Consider the following 24,137-nt stretch of genomic DNA (forward strand, 5'->3'; position numbering starts at 1 on the left):
GCTTGATGTCAGGCCACGCATGAACCCAGTTAAGTCCCCGCTGCTCCTCGCCCTGCTGTTGCTCTGGATTTCGCCACTCCATGGCCAGCGTGTCGTCCCGCGATTGTTGCCCGAGGTGGCCTCGTCATCGGGCCTGTACCGGTTGACCAACGCCTTCCCGTCGCTGGCGTTGGATCCCGGAATCGTCGGTTTCGCGGTGCCTCCCGGCCGGACCAACGAGTTGTACTACTACGACCGGCCCGGCCGGATTTTCGTCATCACCAACTTTCAGGCGCCGACGCGCACGATGTTCCTGAATCTCACGGATCTCAACCGCGCCACCGGCGACGGTGGATTGCTCGGGCTGACGTTCCACCCGAATTACGCGCAGAACCGCTCGTTCTTCGTCTTTTATTCCCCCACGAACACCACGACGCGCAAGATGTACAACCGGCTCTCCCGGTTTGAGGCCAACCCGACCCGTCCGCTGGAGGCGTTGCGTGCGTCCGAACAGGTCCTATTCGACCTCGAAGACGAGTCGTCCATCCTTCACAACGGCGGTGACCTCCATTTTGGTCCGGATGGCTACCTGTACGTGACGATGGGTGACGAAGGTGAGCAGGACGACACACTGGAAAACAGCCAGCGCATTGACAAGGATCTCTTCTCTTCGCTGTTGCGGATTGACGTGGATTCCCGGCCCGGAAGTCTTCCGCCCAACCCCCATCCGGCGGTCAAGGGAGGCTATCGGATCCCGCCGGACAATCCGTACATCGGCGCCACGTCGTTCAACGGGCTTCCGGTGGACCCCGCCCGGGTCCGCACGGAGTTCTGGGCCGTCGGACTTCGGAGCCCGCACCGGATGTGCTTTGATCCGCTGACCGGAGAGATCTACCTGGGGGACGTCGGCGGAAACCGCGTCGAGGAAATCAACCGGATCGAGCGTGGGGGCAACTATGGCTGGGTCCATTTCGAGGGGAACCTCAGGAGCCTGACCCACCCGGTGCTGCCGGAGGCCGCGGACTTCAAACCGCCGGTGCACTCCTACGGTCGCACCGGGATCAACCCGGATTTCGAAGGCAGGGCCGCCATCGGTGGGTTGGTGTACCGCGGGACCCGCTATCCCGAGCTCAATGGGAAATACGTGTTTGGTGACTTCATCTCGAAGCACATCTGGGCGATTCAATTTCAGCCGGGTGGCACCTATTCCATCGAGCGTCTGCTGTCCGCCGAGGCGGGCCCCACCACGTTTGGTCTGGATCCGGCGACCGGGGAAATCCTGATCGCCAGCACGGCCGTCAACTATGGGATCAGCCGCCTGGTGCGAAATCCCAACGTGGTCCTGCCGTCGTTTCCGCCGACCCTGAGTGCGGTCGGTGCCTTCGCCAACCTCGCGACCCGGGGTGTCCGCACGGGAATCCAGCCCTACGAAGTGGCCGCCCCCTTCTGGTCTGACTACGCCATCAAAAAGCGCTGGTTTTTCTTCCAGGATGCAACCAGCAAGATCAGCCGCAGCGCGTCCGATGTCTGGACCTTTCCGACCGGCACCGTGTGGATGAAGCACTTTGATCTCGAAATGGTTCGGGGCCAGGCGCAGTCGAGTCGCCCGATCGAGACCCGCTTCATCGTCAAGACTTCGGACGGGGTCTACGGGCTGTCCTACCGGTGGCGGTCCGACGGGTCCGATGCCGATCTGGTGCCCGAGTCGGGCACGAACGTGGTCTTCCAGGTCAGCGAGAACGGAGTGGTCCGGAACCAGACCTGGCGGTATCCGTCCCACTCGGAGTGCCTGAGCTGCCACAACCAGGCCGCGGGCGGGGTCTTGGGGTTCAGCACCCAGCAGTTGAATCGCGCGGTGAACCACAACGGGGCCTCCGTGAACCAGTTGACGCTGCTTAGCGACCTGGGCGCGTTTGCGCAGCCGTTCACAAGCACGGGGGGGCTGCCGCGCCTGGTGCCGACGGATGATGCGTCGGCTTCGATCGAGCATCGGTTCAAATCCTACCTGGATGCGAACTGTGCCTATTGCCACCAGCCCAACGGGCCCGGACGGGGCAGTTGGGACGGCCGGTTCCGGACGCCGACGGACCTGTCGGGTCTGCTGGATGGCCCGGTGTTTGACGACCTCGGGATTCCCGGTGCGGGGCTCATCCGCCTGCGGAACACCAACGCCTCGGTGTTGTTCAGGCGCGTATCCGAGATGGGGGTCCACCACATGCCTCCCATCGGAACCTTTGAGGCCTACCCCGCGGGGATTCAGGTGATCCGGGAATTCATTGAAAGTTACACGCCGACCTATCGCACGCTCTGGCAGATCGGGGCCCGGGCTGTCGGGAGTGAGGTTCCGTGGGATGAGTTCAGCCCCCAGAACAACATCAACGATGTACCTCCGGGCCGTGTGACCCGGCTTCCTGGGGACCCCCAGTACGACGCGGCCACCAATCCGGGGCAGGACAGCGACTTCTATTTTGCCGGGACCTATCCGCCGGGATTCAACGAGGCGGTCTCGGGTTTCTCCGTGCCCAATGACGAACCCGCCAAGGCTTGGGAACGTGCCATGACGCTTGGGGACCGGACCAACCGGGCGCACTTTGTCATCGGCAGGCCCCAGGCGTCTCCGGGCGCACGGTTTCGCCTGACGTTTCGGCTGATGGGCGGGGGCTCGTCGAAGGGGGGCGTGACCATTCCCGGCTTTGCCGCCCACGATGTCGTGGTTCGGTTCCGGAACGCGGAGCTTGCCGAGACGATTCTTTACTCCAGCCGGGTCACCCAGGTCGTGGAGCCGGTGATTGATTTCTTGGCTGCGGATGTTCAGGCGCTGAGCGGTCCGAACACCATTGAGTTTGTGAGGACGGGCCCCGCCGAGCCCGGCGTTTCGTACTGGATCAGCTTTGATTACGTGAAGATCGAATCGTTCCCGGTGACGAACTCGGCGCCCGTTCTTCCCGCATTTTCGCAGATGTCGGTGGATGAAATGGTGCCGTTCAACCTCCAGCTCACCGCGTTCGACAACGAAGATCCGCCCGGGGCCCTCCGTTTTGCGAGGGTTGACGGGCCGGCTGGCCTGACGGTAAGCGCCAGCGGACAGGTGAGCTGGACTCCCACGGAGGCCCAGGGGCCCTCCACCAATTTGGTCACCGTTTCGGTGACCGACAACGGATCGCCGCCGCTGTCCGCAACGCAGTCATTCACGGTCGTCGTGCGTGAGGTCAACCGTCCCCCGGTGTTCAGCCCGCCGGCGCCCCTGGCGGTGGATGTGGGCTCTCCGCTTGCCATCCAGTTGACCGCGACCGATCCGGACCTTCCCGCCAACACCCTGACGTTTCAGAAGACGGGGGGCATCGAGGGCCTGACCATCAGCCCGTCTGGGCTGGTCTCCTGGCTCCCCGGGGCTGCGCAGGCCGGCACGACCAACCTGATCACGGTGTCGGTGAGGGATAATGGGACTCCGGTTCAGACGGTGACCGGATCGTTTTCCGTGATCGTTCGTCCGGCCTCCGGTGGCGGCGGCCCGGATGGTGGCGGTGGGGGCGGTGTTCGGACCCTCTGGGCGATCGGCACCGATGCACCGCCGGGTGCGAGTGGTTCGCAGGCGTTTGGAGAGTTCAGCATTCCCAGCGGGCGCAGTGAGCCCATTCCGGGCTCGGTGACGCGCCTCCCGTCAGACCCGCAGTATTCCGCGGCAACCAACCCTGGCGCCGACGATGATTTCTATTTCAAAGGCACCTACCCCCAAGGGTTCAACGGGCTCCCGTCCACGTTGCTCGTGCCCAACGATGAGCCGTTCTCAGCCTGGGAGCGGGCGCTGACGGTTGGAGACCGGACCAATCGCTTCCACTTCCTTCTGGATTCCAGCCAGGTAACGTCCTCGGCCTCCCTCGAACTGGCCTTGGAATTTTCGCACGGCGGCCACTCGATCAACGGCACCCAACAGCCTGGTTTTGGTGTCCACGATGTCGTCATCCGGTTCCGCAACCATGCCGGGGTCGCGTCCACACTGTTCGACGGCCGGATTTCAAGTCCGACCAACATTGTTGTGCAATTCCCGGCCGCGTCCGTTCAGGCATCGGCAGGGCCGAATTCCATCGAGATGGTCAGGACCGGTCCCATCGTTTCCGGCCACTCCTACTGGACTGAATTTGACTACGTTCAGCTTCGGGCGTTGGCGCCGGCAAACCGCCCGCCCGTGCCGACGCCGGTCGGCACCGTGGTCGTCCAGCCCGGCGCATCGCTCTCCCTCCAGTTGCAGGCGACCGATCCTGACCTGCCGGCGCAGGTGTTGACGTTCGCCCGCTCGGGTGGCCCTGCGGGCCTCGCGGTGACTTCCGGCGGACTGGTGACCTGGAATCCCACCGCTGCCCAGAGACCGTCCACCAATTCGGTCAGCGTGACCGTCACGGACAACGGCGCGCCCCCGGCATCGGCGAGCTTGAGTTTTTCCGTCGTCGCGCTGTCCGCTTCGGAATCCACCGGATCCCGGACGGTCTGGCAGATCGGCACAAACGCACCCCCGGGTTCCAGCAGTTCCCAAATTCTGGGTGATCTGGGCTTGCCCAGTAATCGTGCCGATGGCCCGCCAGGGGCGGTCACGCGGCGGCTTGGCGATCCGCAATTTCAAGCCGGCGCCAATCCCGGCCCCGATGATGATTTCTATTTCAGCGGCACCTATCCGGCTGGTTTCAACGGGCTCCCTTCCACCTTGGAGGTTCCGGAGGATGAGCCGTCCACGTCTTGGGAGAGAGCCCATACGTTGGGCGACCGGACCAACCGGTTCCATTTCCACCTCGATCCCTCTCAGGCGTCGTCCGCCACCCCGCTGGTCCTCACCGCCGAATATGCGCTTGGCGGAACCGCCCAAGGTGGGGTGATCATTCCGGGCTTTGGGGTGCACGACATGGTGATCCGATTCCGAAATGGTTCGGGCCTGGCGTCGGAGCTGTTCAGTGGTCGTCTGACGAATCCCAGCAATTTGGTGGTCGAATTCACCACGACATCGGTGCAGGCAACGCCCGGTCCGAACAGTGTGGAATTCGTGCGGACCGGTCCTGCGGCATCCGGTGTCTCGTATTGGATCGAGTACGATCATGTCCGGCTGGAGGCGATTCCGGGCGCTCCGGCCGTCAACCAGCCACCGGTGCCGGCCGCGGTGGCCCCCGTGGTCCTCGGCGCGGGTGCACCGCTGGGCCTCCAGTTGTCAGCGACCGATCCCGATGGTCCGGCGGCTTCCCTCACCTACGCGCGGGTGAGCGGACCTGACGGCCTGACGGTGAGCCCCTCGGGATGGGTTGCATGGTCGCCAACATCGGCCCAAACCCCATCAGTCAACAGCGTCACTGTTTCGGTGACGGACAATGGGACGCCCAAGGCGTCTGCCACGGTGACCTTCACGGTGCAGGTGCTGGCTCCGGCCACCCCGGGGCTCCGCACCGCCTGGCAGATCGGCACCAATGCGCCACCAGGAGCCAGCATTTCGGAAATTCTCGGGGACCTCGGCCTGCCCACCTTCAGGGCCGAAGCCCCCCCGGGGGCGGTCACGCGGCGCCCCGGGGATCCGCAGTTCCAAAGTGGATCCAATCCCGGTCCGGACGACGACTTTTACTTCAAGGGCAGTTATCCGGCAGGTTTCAACGGACTCCAGGCGACCTTGGAGGTCCCGGAAGATGAGCCATCCACGGCGTGGGAGCGTGCCCACACTGCCGGCGACCGCACCAACCGGTTTCACTTCCATCTGGATGGTTCGCAGATTTCCGCGGCCACCGGGCTGCGCCTGACGTCCGAGTTTGCGCTGGGCGGTTGGTCCTCCAATGGCGTGGTGCTCCCGGGCTTTGGGCTTCATGACGTGGTGGTTCGCTTCCGAAACGGGGCCGGCGTCTCGTCGGTGTTGTTCAACGGCCCGCTGTCCACAGCCACCAATGTGGTGGCCGAATTCACTGCGGCTTCGGTTCAGGCAACGCCCGGACCCAACACGGTGGAGTTGGTGCGAACCGGACCGTTCAGCCCGGGGATCTCCTACTGGCTGGAGTACGACTACGTCCTGCTCGAAGTGGTACCTCCAGCCAACCGTCCCCCGGTCATCGCATCGGTCGGCACGGTGACCCTGGAGGGAGGCGGGGCGCTTTCGCTCCAATTGTCGGCGACGGATCCGGACCTCCCGGCGCAGTCCCTTGCGTTTGCCCGGGTTGCCGGCCCCGCCGGCCTCACGGTGAGTTCGGGTGGCTTGGTCACCTGGTCACCCGTTGCGTCCCAGATTCCCTCCACCAACCAGGTCACGGTTTCGGTGACCGACAACGGTGTGCCGCCAGCGTCCAGTTCGGTGACCTTCACGGTGGTGGTCCGGGCCTCGCAATCCGTGGCCTCCGGATTGGTGAGGACCGTCTGGCAGATCGGAACCAACGCCCCCGTGGATGCCGATGTGTTCGAGATTCTGGGTGACCTTGGCATGCCCAGCTTCCGTGCGGAGGCTCCGCCGGGTGCGGTCACGCGGCGGCCCGGTGATCCGCAGTACGAGCCCGGAAGCAACCCGGGACCGGATGATGACTTCTACTTCGCCGGCACGTACCCGGTTGGGTTCAACGGTCTGCTTTCCATCCTTCAGGTTCCCCAGGATGAGCCGTCCACCGCGTGGGAACGGGCCCACACCTTGGGGGATCGGACCAACCGGTTCCATTTCCTGCTCGATGCGTCCCAGGCCGCCTCCGGCAACCAGTTCCGACTGACCGCAGAATATGCCTTGGGCGGGTTTGCCGTGGATGGGGTCACCCAGTCCGCCTTCGGCGATCACGACGTGGTGATCCAATTTCGGAACGGTCTTGGGGCAACCGTCCCGTTGTTCGACAGTCGCCTCACTACTGGGTCCAATGTGGTGGTCGAGTTCTCGGCGGGTGCCGTCCAAGCGATCCCTGGGCCGAATTCTGTTGAGTTCGTCCGAACCGGTCCGGCACTTTCCGGACGCTCCTACTGGCTCGAATACGACCACGTTCGACTCGAGCACCTGGTTTCCGGTGCCTCCGGATTCGGAGTTTCCCGATCGCTGCGCCCGACGGTTGCCGCCCTGCCGCCGTTTTCCAACACCCGCGCAGCCATTACCAACGTGGAGGGGGTGGATTACCTGACCATCCTGTTCGAACGACCGGTGCCGCCGCCGTCCGGTGCGCGCTATGTCGTCGAAGGATCCAATGACCTGCTCGACTGGTCCGAACAGGGGGTCCTGCCGATCGAGCGGATTTTTTCAGGTTCGGGATATGAAACGGTGGCGGTTCGCGATGCGGTTCCTGTTGCGGCCCAGGAGCAGCGCTACCTGCGCTTGCGGGTTGTGCTGGACCGGGAGTGATCCTCCGGGCGCCCAAAGGTCCGCGCGCTGGCGGGAGGGGCTTGAATCCGGCCCCGGCCCCGGCCCCGGCCCCGGTTTCGAAGGCGGACTGCGGGGAGTGCTTCTGAGGCCCTGCTGATCCCGAAGACGTGCGGGCTCCAGAGTGAAATTGCGGGTCAGCGCTGCCGCTTCTGGCCTGACCCGGGGGCTCCGTGTTCCGGACGGATGGTGATGATGGCCGGGGGTGATGTGGCGAGGCTCCCCTGCCATCGAATGACGGCGCGGAGTGCATGTCGGCCTTCGGGAAAGCTTCCAACGGCAAAGCTCCAGCGGCCGTCGGAGCCGATGCGCGTGGACGGCCCAAACGGCCGATCGTACCAGATCAGGCGGACATCGGCACCGGGTGGTCCCAAGCCTTCGACGAGTTTCAACTCGGCCGCAGTGAGGATCGCCATGGAAGTCGGGGAGAGGATCAGCGGCCCCTGTGTGGACTGGGGCAGGTCGGGTGTGGGAACCCGTGTGCGACCTCCCGTCGGCGCTGGCGCCGTCCCAAGGAGGACTCCGATCAACCCAAGCAGAGCCGGCACGGCGAGGTGTGCCGTATCGTATCCGGCGATCCAGTAGCGGGGGCGTGCCTGGAAGGTCGGCATGGGCTTCAACGGGGCGTGCGGGCGCGCAGTGCCGCGAGTTCTGCGGCGAGCTCGTTGCGCTCGCGCGTCATGGCCTCCAATTCCAAGGTCAGCTCTGCCGCGTTCCCGGGTGCCGGCCGGGCCGGCCGGGCACGCCGCAGACGCTCAGAAAGTTCCTGGTGAGCGCGCGTCTTGGCCAGCAGTTCGGCCTCGACCTCCTCGACCTTGTTTCGCCAGGAGGCCGCTTCCCGACGTTCCGCCGCGAGGGTTTCGTGGAGCTCCACCAATTCCGAGGCGTCCGGACGTCCCGCCGCGGTCGCGGCCTCCAGTTCCTTTTCCAGACTCGTCCGGGTTGCGGCCGCAGCCTCAAGACTGGCTTCGGCGTGGGCGCAGCGGGACCTGAGGGCGGCCAGGGCCTCGGTCGCTTCGCCGAGCTGGGCGGACAATGCCCGGACCTCTTCGCTGCGGGCTTTGAGCTTCTGTTCGGCGGCGGCACCTGTATTTGTGGCCCGGGCCAGCCGTTCGTGGAGTTGAGACAGCTCGGTCTCAAGTTCTGAGGTTCGGCGCTCCACCTGTTCGGTCCGGGCCCGCGCCGTCGCGAGATCTTCCAGGGCACTGGCAAGCTGCTCCGCCACCCGGACCTGCTCCTTCCTTGCCGCGTCGAGGCTGCCGGCCTGACGATTCGCGAGCGTCGTTAACGTGTCCCGCTCCTGGTCCAGGGCCGCAATCCGAAGTCGGGCGGCGTCCAGTTCGGGGATCAACTGGCCGAGGTGAGTACGGACGCCAGCCGCGGCATCCTCAGCGGTGCGCAGTCCGGCTCGCAGCGCCTCCGTCTCAAGCGCGGCCTCCACCCGGTGGGAACGTTCCTGCCCAAGCTCCGACCGCATGTCCTCGAGTTCCCGCTCGATCCGCTCCCGCGCTCCGATGGCAGATGCCTCGCGCGTCCGTAAGGTCTCGAGGGACGTCTCGGCGACTTCCAGCCGTCCCCGGGTTTCCTCGAGCCGCGATTCCACTGCCAACTTGGCTCTCAGGGAAGCTTCCAGCTCCTGGGTGCGGCCCCTCAGATCGGCCTGCGTCCGGCCGTGGACGAAACGTTCGGAGTCGAGTTCCTCCCCGCGCCGCCGTGCCCGGCTTTCAGCGTCAAAAAGGCGCTGCCTGAAAAAAAAGATTTCCAGGATCCATTCCGCGAGCACGCCGGCCAGGAACGCGGCCAGCATCCAAAGTATCGGATGGTTGGAGATGGAGAGCGACATGTCACCGGTCACGCATCGAGGACACGCTAAGGCGCCGGGCCAACATCACGCAACCGCCGGTTCCACCGGGACTTCAGGGTCCGGGAGGGGGCGGGGTGTCGTGGTCGCGGAGCACGATCCGGATCTGCCGCGGTTCCGGGAGCACTGCCGGGGCCGCGGCAACCTCGGCGGCACGGTCCAGCAGCTCCAGTTGACGGCGCGCCGCCAGGGATTGAGGGGTGTCCGGATGTTCCCGCAGGAGCTGCTCGAGCAAGGTTCTTGCCCGTTGTTCGCGACCCCGGATGCGAAGCTCCCAGGAGGCCTCCAAGGCGAGCCATTCGGCGCGGCGAAGGGCCGGCGCGTCGGGCCGGCGCCTGAGGATCACAAGCTGCGCGACAGCGTCTTCCACCTGACCGAGGCGCTCGGCGAGCAATCGCGCGAGTCGTTCCCGGGTTTCGACGTCGTCCGGTCGGCGCAGCAGGCGGCTTTCGAGGCGGGCCGCCTCATTGCGGGCATCGAGTCGCGAGACGGGATCGGGATCCGGCGTTGCCGCGGCGATGGGACCGCTGAGTGCGGGCAGTCTGAGCCTTCGCGGTTCCGATTGCTCACGATATTCCGCCTCGTCCAGGGGCAACTCGCGCAGCCGGTGGGCGGCCACCTGGGCGAAAGGGGTGCCGGGGCAGCGACGCTCGACTTCCTCCAACGCCTCCCGCGCGGCCTGCGGATTGCCGCCGCGATGCAGTTGCCATTCGGCGAGCCGGTTGAATGCATGGGCAACCTGGTACGCCGTGAGGTCCGGCTGGCTGGTCAGGTCGCGGATGGTCTGCTCCGCGCCGGCCAGATCGTTGAACTGTTCCGCATAAAGGGCCGCGAGGAGCATCCAGCCCTGGTAGTCGTCCTCCTTCTCCTCCAGTTGCCGGAGGATTTCCTGTTCGGCGTCCGCGTACCGGCCGAACTTGATCCGCGCCACGGCCCGGAGGTAGCTGACATGCGGCACATGGACGAACCGAAGCGCCGTCCGGGTCAACCACCAGAGTCCGACTGCCGGCACGAGGATCAGCAGCGGCCAGGACTCGCGGGCTGCGGCCCACACAACGACCGGCACCACCAGGCCGACCTGGACCAGGGCTCGCAAGCGGAAGGCCGCGATCCGACGGATTCCGGAAATCGTCGTGGGAAGCATCCAGGCCAAGGAGACCACCGTCCAAAGAAGGCCCGCGGCCACCAGGAACGCTGCGGATCCGAGCAGGAACGAGGGCCATTTGCCGCCGGCAACGGGAGTCACGAGGGGGGATACGCCGCGGCTGCCCGCGAACAGGGCAAGGAAGTGCCAGAGGAACCAGAGGAGTGCGGGGGCTCCCAGCCCGCGCATCAACCACCTCCGGAAAGTTGCCTCGCCCTTGAGCCACCCGGATCCGGGACAACGCGACCAGTACTCCCGGACCCCGATGGCCATGCGGGCGACAATCACCACGGCGACGCCGGTGCCCAGGAGTCCCTCAATCATGTCGTCGGGGGGCGTTGTTGCGCCGCAACCCGGGCCTGTACCGGCGGAGATCTTCTCCGGCGGGACATGGGGGCCCGTGCCAGCGGGAGCGACGTGAGCCATGCGCATCCGCGCATGGGCCCATCCTGCACCCGGACGGGCCGCGCACCAAGCCGCGGTTGGCGGCGGTTCATTGCGCGTGCACCCCTTTGCGGTCGTCGCACCGTGCGGGATTCCCTCGTGGCAATTCCCCGGTGATTGCGCTATGCAGGCCGGACATCATTGCCGCCATGACTGATCACATTGAAATCACCGAGTCGGGAAACCAGTTGGAAGTTCGTGTCAGCGGGAAGCTGACCCGGGAGTTCTACGAGGCTTTTGCGCCCAGGGTGGATGCCCTCATTCGCGCGCATGGCAGGATCCGCGTCCTCTTGGTCATGCATGATTTTCACGGATGGACCCTTGGGGCGCTTTGGGAGGACCTGAAGTTTGATCTGGCGCACTGGAAGGACATTGAGCGTCTGGCGCTGGTCGGTGAATCAAAGTGGGAGCAGGGAATGGCCGCCTTCTGCAAGCCGTTCACGAAGGCGTCGGTCCGCTACTTCGATGCCTCGAAACTGGACGAAGCCCGCCAGTGGATCACCGCCGCCTGAGACGGCTCCGAGCGGCTGCTTGAAGCCGCGACCCATGGAGGGACGCCGGGCCCACCGGGACTGCCGAAAGATCGGTGGATGCCGTCATTCGCGGGTGGCGGGGAAGTTCGCTAGACTCCCGCATGAGAGGGTGCTGGATCCTGGGCGCGCTGGCGTGGGGCATGGGAGCGGCTGCGGCCCGGGAGGTCGCGTTGTTCCGAATGCCGCTGCCGATGCAGTTCACCATGGAGGCGGCTGCATCCGCCGGGGTTCGGACCGCCGGCGCCCCGCGGTCCCAGGTGCTGGTGGCGCATCCCGGGGATGCGCCTGCCGAGCGTTGGATTTTCACCCGTAGAATTGCGCTGCGCCTGGATGCCGGGGTTTCCCTGGAGTCGCTGCTCGAAGGAACTTCGGTCACGGCGGACCGGTCCCCCGGTTCGGGGTGTCATGTGGTGGAAGCCCCTGATGCTCTGGAGGCGTGGCGGATGGCCGCCCTGTGGGCGCACCATCCGGGTGTCATTGCGGTGCATCCGGTGGCACATCCGCCCTGGACGCTTCAGGATGCCTACGCACCGGCTCCCAACGATGAATTTTTCCGGGCCCGCGTCGCCAACGTGGACGGACAGTGGTACCTGGAGAACCGCGATCCGGAGACGGGTGCGGCGTTGGGACCGGACCTCAACGTGCGATCGGCGTGGGCCACCACACGGGGTGCCGGCATCATCGTGGCTGTGGCGGATACCGGGGTGGAACTGGATCACCCGGACCTCATGGCTTCCCTGTCGGGCGCCCCGCATTTCAACTTCGACCTGGGAGCGCCTGACGGTTCGGCCGTGCTCTCCGGTGGACTCGGAGCCCATGGCACTTCGGCTGCGGGGCTGATCGCCGCGGCAGCCAACAATGGTCTGGGAATGTCCGGCATTGCCCCGGGGGCGGCGGTTGCCAGTTGGGTGATCTGGAATTCCCGCGGCCAGACGGTGACCGACGAGCGGCTTGGAGACGTGTTCCGGCATGCGCCCGAGAGCGTCGCCGTACAGAACCACAGTTGGGGGCCCTCGGGTGTCCGGCAGCGTGGTCCATCCATCCTTGAGGATGCCGGGATTGAAGCCGCGTGGCGTGACGGGCGGGGCGGGCGGGGCGTGGTTCTGGTTCGCGGCGCCGGCAATGAGCGCGCCAACGGCGCCCAGGCGGGTGACGACGGATTCGCCAATGATCCGAGGGTGGTCTGTGTGGCCGCCGCCCGGCGGGACGGACGCGTGTCGAGCTTTTCGGAGCCGGGTGCCTGCGTGCTCGTCGCAGCACCCGCCGGGGATCGCGATGAGGGCGGGCTGTTCACCACGGATCTGCAAGGGACCGCGGGCGCCAATTTCGTGAGTTTCTTCCCGCCCTTTGAGCATCTCTCTGACTACCGCTGGGGGGGGCTCGGATTCACGGGGACCTCGGCAGCGGCACCGCTCGTGAGCGGCACGGCCGCTCTGGTGCTCTCCGTCAACCCGGAGTTGACGGCCCGGGATGTTCAACAGGTCCTCCTGATCTCAGCCCGGCAGCCCCATCCCACGGCGCCGGGAGTGGCCATCACCGGGGCAGGACTCCGGTTCAGTCATGACCTGGGATTCGGCCTCGTGGATGCCGCCGATGCGGTCCGCGTCGCCAGATCCTGGTCAAACCGGCCGCCGCCGGTCGAAGTCCTCGTGGAAGCCAACGGGACGGACGCGATTCCCGACGGAGGATTCCGGGTCGAACTCGAACCGGCGTCCGTGGGCGGGGAACCGATCCTGATTTCCGGGCTCCCGGGGACGGGCGTCCATCCCGAGGTGTCCACCGAATGGCTGCCCGTTGTAGATCTCGGACCGGCCCTTGAGGATCCCCCCGGCCGGCTGGAGGGTCATGGAGTACTGATCGAGCGCGGGGGCGCTCCATTCCTGGACAAGTTGAATCGTGCCGCCGCGTTCGGAGCGGCGTTCGCAATCGTGTACAATGCGGATGCGGAATCCGTGCCGGGCGGGACGTGTCCGGGGGGGGATCAGTTGTGCGTTTTGGCCGGGGTGGATGCGGCATCCATACCCGGAATCTTCCTGCGACGATCCGACGGGCTGGCGCTTCGATCGTCGCTGGCCGGTGAGCCCAATCGCCGGGCCCGCCTGCATCTGGCCGGCGCGAGTCGCACGTTCGTGGTGTCCCAGGCGCTTCAGTGTGAGGCGGTCGGGTTGCGGTTGCGGACCGACCATTCCGGACGCGGCGATCTGCGCGTGACCCTGCGGTCCCCTGCCGGGACCGTGAGTGTGCTGCAACGCTACAACGCCGATACGGGGCCTGGTCCGCACGACTGGACCTACTGGAGCGTCCAGCACCACTTCGAACCCAGCGTCGGGCAGTGGGAACTCCGTGTGACGGATCAGGCCCCGGGAGAGGGCGTTGGAAATCTGCTGGATGCGGCCTTGATCCTCCGTGGCATTCCCATCGAGGACGACGACGGTGACGGGCTGGATGACGCATGGGAGCGGAGCCGGTTGGGCACCCTGGCGTACGGGCCAGGCGATGATCCCGACGGCGATGGTGCCAGCGTGCTCAGGGAAATGCTGCTGGGCACCGACCCCATCCGGCCGCCGGAACCCACGGGCCCGGACATCGGCTTCTTCAGTCCCGATGTGCTCCGGATCAGTTGGGATGGGCGCGACGACATCCCGTACCGGCTTCGTGGATCGGAGGACCTGGGACCCTGGACTTGGGAACTGGAGGTGGACGGTCGCCATCCCGTCACCCCGGCTTTTGTTCCTCTGCCGTTCGAACACCGCGGCATGTTCCAGGTGCTCCCTGAGGTGGCCCCCTGAATCGGGGCTGAACCGCGGAGGATGCGGAGGGCAATCAACCGAGCGCGAACCGTCGCCGGAGCTCGTCGCGGGAACGATCCGGGCATTCATGGAGGATCACCTGCCATCCGCGTCGCTCGGCACCCGCGATATTGTCGGCCCGGTCATCCAGGAAGATCAGGTCCGCGCCCTGAAGCCCGGTGACCGACTCGACCGCCTCGTAGGCCCGGGTGTCGGGCTTCATTGCACCCACCTCGTAGCTCAGCACCCGCCGCTCGAACGCTTCGAAGAACTTGAAATTCGACTGGATATGGCGCACGGCCAGTTCGTTCGTGTTGGAAAACAGGAAGGCGGGCACGCGAATCCGCCGCAGTTCGTCCAGTACCCCGGTCATTGCGGCCACCTCGGTGAAGATGTCGGCAAACGCCCTTCCAAACGCGTCCGTCGTTCCGCGATACCCGGTGCGTTCCCGGACTTCCCGTTCAAAGGCCCTGGAATCCAGTGCTCCGCGTTCGTAGCGGTGGAGCAGGGGGCTCTGGTCGAGAATTTCAAGAATGGCATCCGCGTCCAGGTCGCTGTCTGCAGCAAGGGCCCTGGCGGCGATCCGGTAGTCGAATTCGAGCAGCACCTTGCCGAGGTCGAACACCACCGCCCTCGGCAGGCGATGGATGGGTTGGGCTTTGGGATGCATCGGAGCGTGCCTAGGCGGGGATGTCGCGGCGGCCCTCAATGGCGTGCCGCAATGTCAGCTCGTCGGCGAATTCGAGGCCGCCGCCCGCGGGCAGTCCCAGGGCGAGACGCGTGATGCGCAGTCCGCGCCCGGCGAGCCGGCCGGACAGATAGCTGGCCGTCGCGTCCCCCTCGACATCGCTGCCCAGGGCGAGGAGGACCTCCCGGACCGGCTCCAGCTGCAGGCGACGTTCCAGCGCCTCAATGCGCAGATCCTCCGGTCCGACCCCGCTGAGCGGGCTCAAGCGCCCACCAAGGACGTGATAGCGTCCACGAAAGGTCCCGGACTTCTCCAGCCGGAGGACATCCAGCGGCACTTCCACCACGCAGATCGTGGTGGTGTCGCGGCCCGGTTCGCCGCACCACCTGCAGGCGGTTCCCTCGGAGAGTGCGCCGCAAATGCCGCACGGGGCGATGACCTCCCGGGCCCGGATCAGCGTTTCTGCCAGGACGCGGACCGCCGCCGGGTCGCTTTGAACCAGGTGCAACGCGAGGCGTTCGGCGGAGCGGGGGCCGATTCCGGGCAGGTGAGCGAGGGCTGCGGCCAGTTCGGCGACCGGGGCAGGCAGCGGGGTCACATCAATCCGGGAATGCTGATTCCCTGGGTGACCGCGTTGATTTCCTTCGTGGAAATCTCCCGGGCCGAGGACAGTGCCTGATTGGCCGCGGTGACGATAAGTTCCTCAAGGAAGGCGACGTCGGACGGATTGACCGCCGCCGGGGCGATGGTGATCGAGGCGATGGACTGATCGCAGCGGGCGACGACCCGCACCGTGCCGCCCCCGGCGGTGCCTTCGACGGTCTTTGCTGCGAGTTCCTGCTGCACCTGCTCCATCTGCTGCTGGATGCGGGTGGCCTGGCGCATGAGTTTTCCGATGCTGGACATGGAACGTTCTGTTGAGGTTGAGCTAAACTGGAGTGGGTTGCGGGCGTCAAGAAGGGCTCTCCGATGGCGCCCGCACCTCGACCAGTTGGGCGCGAAACACCTCCATGGCCTCGCGGATCAAGGGGTCGTTCAGGAAATCCTCCCGGTTGAGGACCTGCGGCTGGGCCCGGGTCGCCTTCGCGGGCGCCTCGGGTGGTGGCGCGCCCGGAATTCCTGGTTTTTCGGGTGGCGGGGGTGCCGGAGCGGCTTCGATTGGTGCCGGAACAAATGCGAGACTGAGATCGGCGGCGCCGAGATCCCGGGCGCGTTGCTTGAGTTGGGCGATCACACGAGGCACGGCGACGAGGGCCAACGCATCCGCAGGCACCTCGACCCGCAGTTGGCCATTCTCCAGGGTCAGAGCCCGGGCATTCTGCAGGAACGTCCAGAGCATCCGGTCCGAACGTTCCATCGAGGCGTGCAGCGCATCCCACAGCGTGATCGCAGTCAGGGGCACACCGATGGCGGGGGGTGTTGCGGGGACTGCTGCCGGGGGGCTGGGCGGCTCGGCGGCCTCCGGAGGCCTGGCCGGGCGGGGCGGGGCGGCCTTGGGGTCGGCATCCTGGGGACCTGAGGATTCGTCCCGCAGCCTTCGAAGCTGGCTGAGCACGGTGTCGAGGCTGACGGCCTGACGCGCGTGGACCGCTTTCAGCAGGGTGACTTCAAGAAAGATCCGTTTGGAGGGAGCCTCCCGCAGGCGTCCTTCAGCCGCGGTGAGCACCTCCAGGATCCGTCCCACGGACTCCGCCGATGTTCCCGGGCTTTGGCGTTGCAAGGCGACCCATTCCGCGTCGCTCACCTCCACCAGATCCCGGTCGTCACCACCCAGCCGGCAGAGCATCAAATTCCGAAAGTGGAGCAGGAGGTCCCCGAGCAGGCGACCAAGGTCCTTTCCGTTCCGCGCGAGTTCGTCGAGCAACCGCAGCGCCGTGGCCACTTCGCCGCCCAGGAGGGCATCGCTCAGGGCCAGCAGCTGGCTGCGTGAGGCGAGGCCGAACATGGAGAGCACGTCCGATTCGGTGATGGAGGTGCCACAGAAACTGATGAGTTGGTCGAGCGTGGACTGGGCATCGCGCATGCCGCCTTCGGCCCCGCGGGCAATGGCGTGAAGGGCGGCATCCTCCACCTGCACCCCCTCCGCCGCGGCGATCCGCGAAAGGTGGCTGACGATCAGCGGCGACGGGATCCTTCGGAGATCGAACCGCTGGCAGCGGCTGAGGATGGTGGGCAGCACCTTTTCGGGATCCGTGGTGGCGAAGAGAAACTTCACGTGGGCCGGCGGCTCCTCCAGGGTCTTGAGGAGAGCGTTGAACGCGCCGGTCGTCAGCATGTGGACCTCGTCAATGATGTAGATCTTGAATCGGGCCGCCGCGGGCGCGAACCGGGCGGTCTCCCGGAGCTCGCGAACGGCTTCGACACCGTTGTTGGAGGCCCCGTCAATCTCCAGGACGTCCAGGGAGCGTCCCTCGGTGATCTCCCGGACCCTCGGGTCCGCCTCGTCCCATTCGGTCCGGGGCCCGTCGGTCGCATTCAGCGCCTTGGCGACGATGCGTGCGAGGGTCGTCTTGCCGGTGCCGCGCGGCCCGCAGAAGAGATACGCGTGCGCGATGCGCCCCGAGCGGATCGCATTCATCAGCGTCGTGGTGACGTGCTCCTGGCCCACCACATCGGCGAACCGCTGCGGCCGGTACTTTCGGGCAATGACGAGGTAGCTCATTCCAGGCGACGAACCCGGGAAATCATGGGGGCCCCGGAGACCGACGCGAGCCTGTTCTTCCACAGAGCCCGCCACCCGTCGGATCGAGGGGGTGGTCCGGGATGGGCGAGGGTCAGGGACGACCCCGGTCCCTTGGGGCCTGGCCCGGACGCATCCGCTGCATCATGTTTCGCGCCCGGTCGTTCGCGGATTCCTGGTTCAGCACACGGAGCGCCTGGCGACGGACGCCGGGATCGGCGTCATTCTCGGCGAGGTATCGGTACCATTCCTCGACGACCGGCTCCGCGCGGTAATCGGAGAGCGCGTCGGCGGCGCGAGCCCGCACCGTCGGATTGGGATCCTGAAGTCCGTTGACGAGCGGCGCGACAAATGCGGGGTCGCTGGCCTGGTTGAAGGTTTCGAACAGGCGCAGCCGGTCCCGGGTCTCCATGGGCGACATCGCGAGCTGGGCCAGCGCCGAGGTCACCTCGGGCGCGTCAATTCCGGACTTCCGGAGCGCCTGCCACGCAAGTGTCCGTTCTTCGAGGGACCCCGTGGTCTCCGAGGCCCGCTGCCGCAGCGACGCGACCCGGGACTCGTTGAACGGCCCTTCCATCAGGGCATTGCGGGCCTCGCGGCGGATGCCCGCCTCGGACTCGGACGTGAGGACGCTCCACAGCTGCGCTTCCACCTGCGGGTCCTCGAGGAATTTACGGAGGCCCGTGACCGCCTGCTGCCGGACCTCGGTGCTGGGGTCCCCGGCGGCCAGTGCGAGCAGCGGCGCCTTGAGGACGGCGTTGGTGAGTCCGGCGAGCTGCTGCACCAGACGGGTACGGGTCCCGGTATCGGAAGCGTCGTTGAGCCATTGCAGGGAAACCTGCAGGGCGCCGTCGTCGAGGCTGTCATTCCGACGGAGCAGTCGAAGCGCCTGCAGACGATCCCGGTCGGCGAGTGTCGGATCCGACAGCCTGGCGAGCAGCTGCGCCGTCTTTTCGGCGCTCAGAGGCAGCTGCCCGCGATCCATGAGATGCTCGTTGGCCGCGGAGAGACTTGCCAGCAGATCCTCGATGGCGTCGAGCCGACGGGAGAGTGACGGATCACCGGCATCCAGACTGGACCGCGCCATGGACCTTGCCGGCGCGGCTGGCATGGGGATGGGGCGGGCGGACGCCGGGGTGGCTCCAGGAACTTCGGAAAGTTGGGCCCGCAAATCGGCCAGCTCCAGGGTGAGACGGCTCACACGACGGTGCTGGAGCACCGACGCGCCAACGGTGACGACGGCAACCAGCACCAGGGCGGCAAGTGGCAGGGGGCGCATAAATTGAAGGAACCACCGGCCTCGGGAACGCGAACGGGAGAGCGGGAGGCGGTTCAACGGTGTGGACGCGTCCGGAGACGTTCGGGTTACAGTCAACCGTCGGGGCGTGGGGCGTCCTGGGCAAAAAAACGCCGCCTCCCGGAGGGAGGCGGCGCTGACTTCAGGTGCCGGGGATGGATCAGACCGCCTCGCCCACCTGGAACCTGAGGAATCGCCGGATCTCCACCGTGTCTCCGAGCCCCTTGGCCACGGAAGCCACGTGGGCTTTTACCGTGAGGTCCGGGTTCTTGACGAAGCCCTGCTCGAGAAGGCAGACGCCCTGCAGGAACTTGTCGCGCTTGCCCTTGAGGATGCCTTCCATCGCCGCGGCCGGTTTGCCCTTGAGTGCATCCGAGTTGCGGGCGATGTCGTCCTCCTTCTGGAGCACCTCTGCCGGGACCTCCTCACGGCTGACGTAGCCTGGACTGGCGGCGGTGATCTGCATGGTGATGTCCCGCACCAATTGGCGGAACTCCTCGGTGTTCACGGTCTCGGGCTTCCCGGACCCCACCTCGACCAGCACCCCGATCTTGCCGCCGAGGTGGATGTACGCCGCGAGCAGTCCGTTCCCGGCGACCTCGAGGCGCTGAAAGCGGCGGATCTGGATGTTCTCGCCGATGCGGGCCACTGCCGCCACGCGGTCGGGCTCAAGGTCCGGAGCCGCGCTCGCAGCAGCCTTCGCCGCCAGTTCGTTGCAGAAGGCCTTGAAACTCTCGTTCCGCGCCACGAAATCCGTTTCGCAATTGACTTCGACAAGGGCTCCGAGGCGCCCGTTGGCCGTGACCGCCTGGGCAACCAGTCCCTCCTTGGCCTCGCGTCCCGCCTTTTTTGCGGCACTGGCCTGACCCTTCCTGCGGAGGATGTCCACGGCCGCGGAGAGATCGCCCGCAGACTCCACCAGGGCGTTCTTGCAGTCCATGAGACCGGCATTGGTCATTTCACGCAGCTTTCCGACGAGTGCGGGCGTAATGTCAGCCATTGAGAAAGTCGGTTGATTCGTTGTGGGGAAATGGTGGCGGGCAATCCGGCCTCAGGCGGTCGCGACCGGGCTGTCTGCCGGAGGGGTCGCCTGGGGGGGCTCCGCCGCCGGCAGCGGCGCCGGTTCAGGGGCGCCCTCCGGTTTGGCGGCTTCGCGATCGGTCGGGTCGCCGACCTTCCGGGAACGACGCGCCTCAAGCTCCGCCCGGGCCTGGCTGACCGCGGTCACAATGGTGGTGAGGATGAGCTTCACGGAGCGGATCGCATCGTCGTTGCCGGCGATCGGATAATCCACCAGGTCGGGGTCGCAGTTGGTGTCCACGATGGCCACGATCGGTATCCGGAGGCGCCGGGCCTCGGCGACGGCGTTGTGCTCGCGTTTGATGTCCACGACGAACATCACGTCCGGAAGGGCCTCGAGATCGCGAAGTCCGTCCAGGTTCTTGACGAAGCGGATGTGCTCCCGCCGGATCATGGACTGCTCCTGCTTCACGTACTCGTTGATCGAGCCGTCGGCTTCCATCCGCTCGATGTCCTTCATTCGCTTCAGGGAGCGTTTGAGGGTGCGCAGGTTGGTCAGGGTGCCGCCGAGCCAGCGGCCGGTGACGTAGGGCTGTCCGCAGGCCTTTGCCGCCTCCTTGACCGCCTCCTGGGCCTGCTTTTTGGTGCCGACAAAGAGAATCTGGCCGCCCTTGCCCGCCGTCTGTGCGAGGTAGGTGCAGGCGGCTTCGAGCTGGGGAAGGGACTTGCTGAGGTCAATGACGTGAATGCCGTTTCTCGCCTCGAAGATGAAGGGCTTCATCTTGGGGTTCCAACGGCGGGTCTGGTGCCCGAAGTGGACCCCGGCCTCCAACAGTTCCTTGACTCCGATGCTGATCATAATGACTGCGTTCCCTGATTTTGGACCCATCATGGCGGAGCGCCGATGAGGGCCATCCGGTGGGAATCCCGGATTCAATTGGATGTTGTTGTGGCCGCCCGACGCGGTCGCGCCAGGAACGTTTCAGGCCGTGATGTCCGGTTCCGGCGGGCCGGGACCGAAACGGGAGGCTTGCGGTGAACGATCCCAAGGGCAATGCGAATCTTGGGAAAAATGGGAAGCCCGGGCCGTCGCGTTGGGCGGCTCCAGGCCGCCTGAGCGGTTGCGTGAGCGGCTTGCCGGAACTTCGGGTCGCCGGTATCATTTGCCCGCGTGAGACCTCTCCTGGTGCCGATCCTCCTGGCAGGAACTTTTCTTCTGCCGATGGCACCTTTGGGGGACACGGTGAGGCTCAAGGATGACGCCGTGATTTCCGGCAGGATCCTGTCCGACAAGCCGGACACCCTGTATGTGGACATCGGGTACACGGTGATCGCGGTGCCGAAGTCCTCCGTGCTCGAGATCGTCCGACCGGAATCGAATCCTGCGGCCGAAGGGGAGCCCGCCGAAGCGCAGGAGGGGTCTGTGACGCCGGGGTTGGCGGGCGGGGTGTTCCAGGAGGTGGCGCCGGGTGCCGTCGAGACCCCGGTGCGCGAACTGGTGGGCCGGTTGGGCGAGGCGGTGGTTCAGGTGCGGACTCCCGGGGGCCTCGGCAGCGGTTTCTTCATTCATCCGGATGGCTATTTCGTGACCAATTTCCACGTCATCGAGGGCGAGACCCGGATTTCCGTTGAAGTCTATCATCAGCGGGATGGCCAGTTGGAACGTCGCAGCTACAAGGACGTGAGGATCGTGGCGATGAACAAGTTCGCCGACCTGGCCCTGCTCAAGGTGGAGGATCCCGAAGCCCCGCGCTTCAAGGTGGTCACGCTCGGCAATTCCGACGCACTGGCCCAGGGGGACCGTGTGTTCGCCATCGGAAGCCCCCTGGGGTTGGAACGAACCGTCACCGAGGGGATCGTCAGCACCACGGCGCGCGAAGTGGGCGGCGACCTGTACCTTCAGACCACGGCGCAGATCAATCCGGGCAATTCCGGCGGGCCGCTGTTCAACGCCGCGGGCGCGGTCGTCGGTGTGACCAACATGAAGCTGACGTTTGGCGAGGGGTTGGGCTTTGCGATTCCGGTCGCCGTCCTCCGCTACTTCCTGGAGCACCGGGACGCCTACGCCTACGACAACGACAACCCCAGCAACCCGTTCCGCTATCTGGAGCCGCCACGCCGGGTTCAGTTGCCCCTCCGGGGTGGAACCCGGACGCCCTGAACGTTTGGAGTTCCGGAGAATCCCATTCCCGGACTCCGGGGTTCCGGGCGGGCAGGACCTTCAAGGCCGCCATTCCATGATGGAATCGTCTTGCCATCGTTGCCGCGCCCGCAACCTTCGCGACCCATGAAACGTCGTCTGCTCGGGACCGCACTGATCCTCTGCCTTGCCGTCCGCGCCGCGGTCCCCGAGCCGGCGCAGTTGTTTCCTCAGGACACCCTCCTCCTCGCGACCATTCCGGACGGGACGGCAGCCCGTGCCGCCGTGGGCTCGGCGCCCTTCGGGCGCCTCTGGAACGACCCGGCCATGAAATCGTTTCGCGACAAGTTCGAGGAGGGCTTCCGGACGCGGTTTCTTGCCGCCGCCGACAAGGACCTTGGACTGAAGCTTGAGGACTGGGCCCCCCTGGTCCGGGGACAGCTGTCGCTGGCGTTCCTCCGGGCGGATTGGGATCCGTCCCGCGAAGATTCCGACCCGACCATGGTGCTTCTGATGGATGCCAGGGATCGCGCGGACGAGCTCCGCGGGCGCCTGACGGAGATCCGCACCCGTCTGGACGCGTCGCGATGGACGCTTCGATCCCGAAAAATCCGCGACATCGAGTTCTGGACCCTCCTCGTGGATCGCCCGCTGATCGCCGGTGGCGAGGGCGAAGAGCCTTCTGCCCAGCCCGACGATCAGGGAAATGAATCGGTGGACGGGGATGCGGTGGACGGGGAGGACGGGCCGACGGAACCATGGGAGCTGACGTTTGGTCAGGTGGACACCGTGCTGGTCCTGGCGACCGGGATCGAGGGACTGGAGCGCGTGGTGGCGCGTTTGACCGGGGGGTCGGTTCCAGCGGTGGGTGACCTTCCCGAGTTTCAGACCGCCGCCGCGGCCGGTGAGTTCCGGAATGCCACCGGTTACGCCTACCTGCAGGCGGGGGCCGTGCTGAACACCATGACGGCCGCGGATGCCGACGGGGAATCTGGCGGGGTCTTTGGCATCCAGCCCAATCAGCTGATGGCTGCGCTGGGAATTGACGGATTGCAGTCGGTGTCCGGCTCGGTTCACCAGTCGGAAGCCGGGATGATGATGCGGTTTTTGGCCGCGGTTCCGGAGTCCGGGAGGAAGGGGCTGTTTCAGTTGCTGCGTTTCGAAATCAAGGACGCGAGCCCGCCGACGTTCGTTCCAGCGGAGGCGGTGGAGTTTCAGCGGATTCGCTTGAACGGCGCCAGGCTGTGGACTGGTGTCGAGGCGCTGGTTCGCCAGGTGTCCCCACAGTTGGGAACCCTGCTTTCGATGTCGCTGGGGTCCCTGGGCAAGGACCGCGATCCCCAGTTTGACTTTCAGAAGATGTTTTTCGGCAATCTGGGGGACGATTGGATCAGCTATCGCAAGGCGCCGCGCGGCAAATCAGCCGCAGAACTCGCCAGTCCGCCCTCCATCACCCTGGTGGGCGTGGTGAATGCCGACCAGATGCTCGCGGCCATCCGGTCGGTTGGCGGGTTGCTTCCCGGAGGTCCGGACGATCTGCGCGAGCGGGAGGTCAACGGGCGCAAGGTGCTTACCTTGAAGCTGCCGGCCGTCCCGGGGCAGCCGGTTCGAACGCTGGAGATCGCGGCCGTCGGCGGGTATGTCGCCTTTGCATCGGATGCCCCGTTGCTGGAGGAGTTCCTGCGGAGCGTCGAGGGTGCTGGCAAACCGCTCCGGGAACTCCCCGGTCTCGGCGAGGCGGCCCAGCGTGTCGGGGGTATGGATGCCGGCATCTTTGGCTTCCAGAACCAGCGGGAATCCGCGGCGGGGGCCTGGGAAATGTTGCGACAGGACGGATGGGAGAAGCTGGTTCCGGGCATGAAGGCTCCATCGCCGGGCTCCACCGCTCCGTGGCCGGACTTCTCCGCGTTGCCCCCGTTCGAGAGCGTCTCCAAATACTTTGGCATCAACGTCTCATCGGCCGGGTGGGAGAGCCGCGGATTCCAGATCCGGAGCTTCACGCCGGTTCCAAAGTCGTGGTGACATTTGTCACCATCTTTGCCATGTCGTTTGGCATCATGCGCTTCGGGGATGGCGTCCGCCATGGGCCGCCGGCAGATTGATGGGGCCGCGCAGAGGATCGAAACCAAGCGGCTGGGGGTGGTCTGGCTGAGGGGCTGGACCGCCCCCAATTCGCTTTTGCCCGCCCCGGTGGCCCGCGCTTCTCATCCGGTC

General features: G+C 66.1%; 15 protein-coding genes. 5 read left to right on the forward strand and 10 right to left on the reverse strand.

Annotated features, from left to right (window positions below; all coding sequences use genetic code 11):
* Positions 1 to 19: 19 nt before the first annotated feature.
* Complete coding sequence (locus KF791_12375; protein ID MBX3733378.1) at positions 20 to 7,309, forward strand: PQQ-dependent sugar dehydrogenase; 7,290 nt, start codon at positions 20 to 22, stop codon at positions 7,307 to 7,309.
* A gap of 155 nt (positions 7,310 to 7,464) precedes the next feature.
* Here KF791_12375 and KF791_12380 read toward each other — a convergent pair whose 3' ends face one another.
* From KF791_12380 to KF791_12390, 3 genes are all read right to left on the reverse strand, one after another.
* Entirely contained in the window at positions 7,465 to 7,938 is a 474-nt protein-coding gene (locus tag KF791_12380; protein MBX3733379.1) for a hypothetical protein, read from the reverse strand.
* A 5-nt stretch (positions 7,939 to 7,943) separates the two neighbouring features.
* Positions 7,944 to 9,170, reverse strand: coding sequence for a hypothetical protein (locus tag KF791_12385; GenBank protein ID MBX3733380.1), 1,227 nt, complete (start codon positions 9,168 to 9,170; stop codon positions 7,944 to 7,946).
* Between the two features lie 73 nt (positions 9,171 to 9,243).
* Positions 9,244 to 10,656 (reverse strand): tetratricopeptide repeat protein, encoded by a 1,413-nt coding sequence (locus tag KF791_12390; protein ID MBX3733381.1) that lies wholly within the window; start codon positions 10,654 to 10,656, stop codon positions 9,244 to 9,246.
* A 269-nt stretch (positions 10,657 to 10,925) separates the two neighbouring features.
* On the opposite strand from KF791_12390, the gene KF791_12395 reads away from it, so the two are divergent.
* Both KF791_12395 and KF791_12400 read left to right on the forward strand, forming a co-directional pair.
* Positions 10,926 to 11,288: an STAS/SEC14 domain-containing protein gene (locus tag KF791_12395; GenBank protein MBX3733382.1), complete on the forward strand. Its 363-nt coding sequence runs from the start codon at positions 10,926 to 10,928 to the stop codon at positions 11,286 to 11,288.
* Positions 11,289 to 11,410: 122 nt separating this feature from the next.
* Entirely contained in the window at positions 11,411 to 14,098 is a 2,688-nt protein-coding gene (locus tag KF791_12400; GenBank protein ID MBX3733383.1) for a S8 family serine peptidase, read from the forward strand.
* Positions 14,099 to 14,132: 34 nt separating this feature from the next.
* On the opposite strand, the gene KF791_12405 is transcribed toward KF791_12400, so the two are convergent.
* The 7 genes from KF791_12405 to rpsB all read right to left on the reverse strand — a co-directional run bounded on the left by KF791_12405 (position 14,133) and on the right by rpsB (position 20,642).
* On the reverse strand, positions 14,133 to 14,768 hold the full coding sequence (locus KF791_12405) for an HAD family phosphatase (protein ID MBX3733384.1): 636 nt from the start codon (positions 14,766 to 14,768) through the stop codon (positions 14,133 to 14,135).
* Between the two features lie 10 nt (positions 14,769 to 14,778).
* The gene (gene recR / locus KF791_12410) at positions 14,779 to 15,375 is read right to left on the reverse strand and encodes a recombination mediator RecR (GenBank protein ID MBX3733385.1); all 597 of its coding nucleotides are present in this window, start codon (positions 15,373 to 15,375) and stop codon (positions 14,779 to 14,781) included.
* Positions 15,376 to 15,380: 5 nt separating this feature from the next.
* The gene (locus KF791_12415) at positions 15,381 to 15,692 is read right to left on the reverse strand and encodes a YbaB/EbfC family nucleoid-associated protein (GenBank protein ID MBX3733386.1); all 312 of its coding nucleotides are present in this window, start codon (positions 15,690 to 15,692) and stop codon (positions 15,381 to 15,383) included.
* Positions 15,693 to 15,738: 46 nt separating this feature from the next.
* Positions 15,739 to 17,448, reverse strand: a complete 1,710-nt coding sequence (gene dnaX / locus KF791_12420; protein ID MBX3733387.1) for a DNA polymerase III subunit gamma/tau — start codon at positions 17,446 to 17,448, stop codon at positions 15,739 to 15,741.
* 112 nt (positions 17,449 to 17,560) lie between these two features.
* Positions 17,561 to 18,745, reverse strand: coding sequence for a HEAT repeat domain-containing protein (locus tag KF791_12425; GenBank protein MBX3733388.1), 1,185 nt, complete (start codon positions 18,743 to 18,745; stop codon positions 17,561 to 17,563).
* Positions 18,746 to 18,923: 178 nt separating this feature from the next.
* Positions 18,924 to 19,763, reverse strand: coding sequence for a translation elongation factor Ts (gene tsf, locus KF791_12430; GenBank protein ID MBX3733389.1), 840 nt, complete (start codon positions 19,761 to 19,763; stop codon positions 18,924 to 18,926).
* A 51-nt stretch (positions 19,764 to 19,814) separates the two neighbouring features.
* Entirely contained in the window at positions 19,815 to 20,642 is an 828-nt protein-coding gene (gene rpsB, locus KF791_12435) for a 30S ribosomal protein S2 (GenBank protein MBX3733390.1), read from the reverse strand.
* Positions 20,643 to 21,092: 450 nt separating this feature from the next.
* Here rpsB and KF791_12440 point away from each other — a divergent pair, with 450 nt between their 5' ends.
* Both KF791_12440 and KF791_12445 read left to right on the forward strand, forming a co-directional pair.
* Positions 21,093 to 21,944, forward strand: a complete 852-nt coding sequence (locus KF791_12440) for a trypsin-like peptidase domain-containing protein (GenBank protein MBX3733391.1) — start codon at positions 21,093 to 21,095, stop codon at positions 21,942 to 21,944.
* 126 nt (positions 21,945 to 22,070) lie between these two features.
* Positions 22,071 to 23,945, forward strand: a complete 1,875-nt coding sequence (locus tag KF791_12445; protein ID MBX3733392.1) for a hypothetical protein — start codon at positions 22,071 to 22,073, stop codon at positions 23,943 to 23,945.
* The last annotated feature ends 192 nt before the right edge of the window (positions 23,946 to 24,137 follow it).

It is taken from the genome of Verrucomicrobiia bacterium (assembly GCA_019634635.1).
GTDB lineage: Bacteria > Verrucomicrobiota > Verrucomicrobiia > Limisphaerales > UBA9464 > UBA9464.

Coding starts and splice junctions, on each gene's coding strand:
- KF791_12405 (MBX3733384.1), bottom strand. CDS start 14,768: ATGCATCCCAAAGCCCAACCCATCCATCGCCTGCCGAGGGCGGTGGTG.
- KF791_12395 (MBX3733382.1), top strand. CDS start 10,926: ATGACTGATCACATTGAAATCACCGAGTCGGGAAACCAGTTGGAAGTT.
- KF791_12385 (MBX3733380.1), bottom strand. CDS start 9,170: ATGTCGCTCTCCATCTCCAACCATCCGATACTTTGGATGCTGGCCGCG.
- KF791_12390 (MBX3733381.1), bottom strand. CDS start 10,656: ATGATTGAGGGACTCCTGGGCACCGGCGTCGCCGTGGTGATTGTCGCC.
- dnaX (MBX3733387.1), bottom strand. CDS start 17,448: ATGAGCTACCTCGTCATTGCCCGAAAGTACCGGCCGCAGCGGTTCGCC.
- KF791_12445 (MBX3733392.1), top strand. CDS start 22,071: ATGAAACGTCGTCTGCTCGGGACCGCACTGATCCTCTGCCTTGCCGTC.
- KF791_12415 (MBX3733386.1), bottom strand. CDS start 15,692: ATGTCCAGCATCGGAAAACTCATGCGCCAGGCCACCCGCATCCAGCAG.
- KF791_12425 (MBX3733388.1), bottom strand. CDS start 18,745: ATGCGCCCCCTGCCACTTGCCGCCCTGGTGCTGGTTGCCGTCGTCACC.
- KF791_12400 (MBX3733383.1), top strand. CDS start 11,411: ATGAGAGGGTGCTGGATCCTGGGCGCGCTGGCGTGGGGCATGGGAGCG.
- KF791_12375 (MBX3733378.1), top strand. CDS start 20: ATGAACCCAGTTAAGTCCCCGCTGCTCCTCGCCCTGCTGTTGCTCTGG.
- rpsB (MBX3733390.1), bottom strand. CDS start 20,642: ATGATCAGCATCGGAGTCAAGGAACTGTTGGAGGCCGGGGTCCACTTC.
- KF791_12380 (MBX3733379.1), bottom strand. CDS start 7,938: ATGCCGACCTTCCAGGCACGCCCCCGCTACTGGATCGCCGGATACGAT.
- tsf (MBX3733389.1), bottom strand. CDS start 19,763: ATGGCTGACATTACGCCCGCACTCGTCGGAAAGCTGCGTGAAATGACC.